1 protein-coding gene is annotated in these 1,805 nt (G+C 50.0%); it reads right to left on the bottom strand.

Annotation, left to right across the window (positions count from 1 at the left end):
- The coding region (locus OA34_RS13230) for an RHS repeat domain-containing protein (RefSeq protein WP_502685209.1) at nucleotides 1-1,805 on the bottom strand (1,805 nt) is incomplete at both ends.

Here is a 1,805-nt window from a genome sequence, read left to right as displayed (position 1 = left end):
TGGCGTCATTACGTTGGTCATGGGGATGGTTACGCCCACCACTGCCGTCTGGTGAGTTACGCTTAACTTCTGCCCGGCGGCGTTGTACACGTAGCTGGTGGTGTTGCCATTGGTAAATTGCAAACCGTCGGGCAAATTTAATGCATTGTACTGAATATCCACTATTTTTTTGTTGTAATCTTTTTTCAGGTTACCGTTGGCGTCGTAGGTGTATTCCACGGCCGCGTTGGCGCCGTCCATAAAATGGAAGGCGCCGGCATAGAGCGGGCCGGGCGTTACGGCATCGGTAATTTTGGTTACGCGGTTGCCGTCGTAAGTATTGTACGTGAGGTTGTCTATCAGCCCGAAGCCCGTATCGGTTTTTCCCTGGCGTTGCAGGGTGAGAATATTGCCCATTTTGTTGTACGTAACCAGTTCGTTGTAGCGGTTGGGATTGGTGGTGAGCGAAGTGCCCTCGCCGTAGTAGGCGAAGGTCAGGCGGTTCAACCCGTCGTAGTTGAACTGGTATCCGCGCTCGGCGGTTTCGTCGCCTGCTCTCCACTTGGTGGCGCTGATATTGCCGTTGTAAAAGTTGTTGGTTGGGGTAACTCCATTTACGGCAGCGTTATACGTGAGTGTTTGATTAAACTTTGTGCCGGTAATCTGCGTGAGCCAGCTGCGCACGTTGTAATGGTAAGTGTCTGTTTCCGTTGCCAGTTTTTTGGTTTTCAGGCGTCCCACTTCGTCGTACGTATTGGTTGCCAATGTAACGGCAGCAGCGGAGTTGAGTTTATGGGAAACGGACAGCAGCCGTTCGGCATGGTCGTAGGCGTAGGTATATACCTCGGTCTGCGTTGTCTTTCCCGTTGCCGAATGCACATGCTGACGCTGTTTTACTTTTCCGGTAAAGGTGTAGGCGAAGTATTCGTCTTCGAAACCGCCCAAATGGTTGGACGTATGGGTTTGCACCACGCGCCCGCGGTGGTCGTAATAGAGGGCGGAAACGGTATATTGGGCAGGATCGTTTAGTTGATAGGTGCGTGTTCCTGTCAATAATCCTTTGGCATTGTTATATTGTGCATCATATCCCGACACGGCAACGAAAGGCATTTTGGCTTTTTCGGCTACGGTCAGTATGTTTACGAACGCATGGTCGTCGTAATAATTTACCGTCATCAGATCAACAGCAGCAAGTGTAAGGTTTACGGCATGTCCGGCCAAAGTACCGGTACCCGTGTAATCGGTCTTCACAACTACGTTATCCAACGCCGGTATGGAATTCGAATTCCAAATCCCGGTAACGGTTTGCCGACCGAACATATCGTAAAAAAAGAATGTCCATTCGTTCTTTACCTTTTGATTGCCATCCTGACTGAAAATCAACCGGTCGGCTTTGTCGTATTTCATTGCGATGGCATCACAGCCGGGAAGTTTTTTCAGGATGCAGCGGTTGCGCCCGTCGTACTTGTAGATATAAGCGTAGTTTTTCAAGGTGGCGTTTGTATCGTCCCAGGTAGCTGCGGCGCCCAGTGCATCTGCTGCCGCGGGAGGCAATACGTAACATAAATTACCCAGATCGTCGTAAACAAAATAGGTGTCGTGCGTTTCCGTACCGTTCATTTCCCGTTGCAGCAGGATCCGTCCCTGTTTGTCGGCAAAAATGTAGGAAACATTCATGTCGTCGTCGGTGTTTCTTGTGACAAGAAGTTCACCGGCTGCGTATACTCCTTTTTTCTGCAAGGAAGTTGTGCTTGCTACCACATACAAGGCACAACTGTAATCGACGGGAGAAGCATTGGTAAACCATGCCGTTTTATCGCCTCTGT

Origin of the sequence: Sulfurospirillum sp. MES (assembly GCF_000789415.1) — a bacterium.
Lineage (GTDB): Bacteria > Campylobacterota > Campylobacteria > Campylobacterales > Sulfurospirillaceae > Sulfurospirillum > Sulfurospirillum cavolei.
The sequence above is the reverse complement of the archived record's forward strand: the minus strand, read 5'-3'. Positions and strand labels throughout refer to the sequence as shown.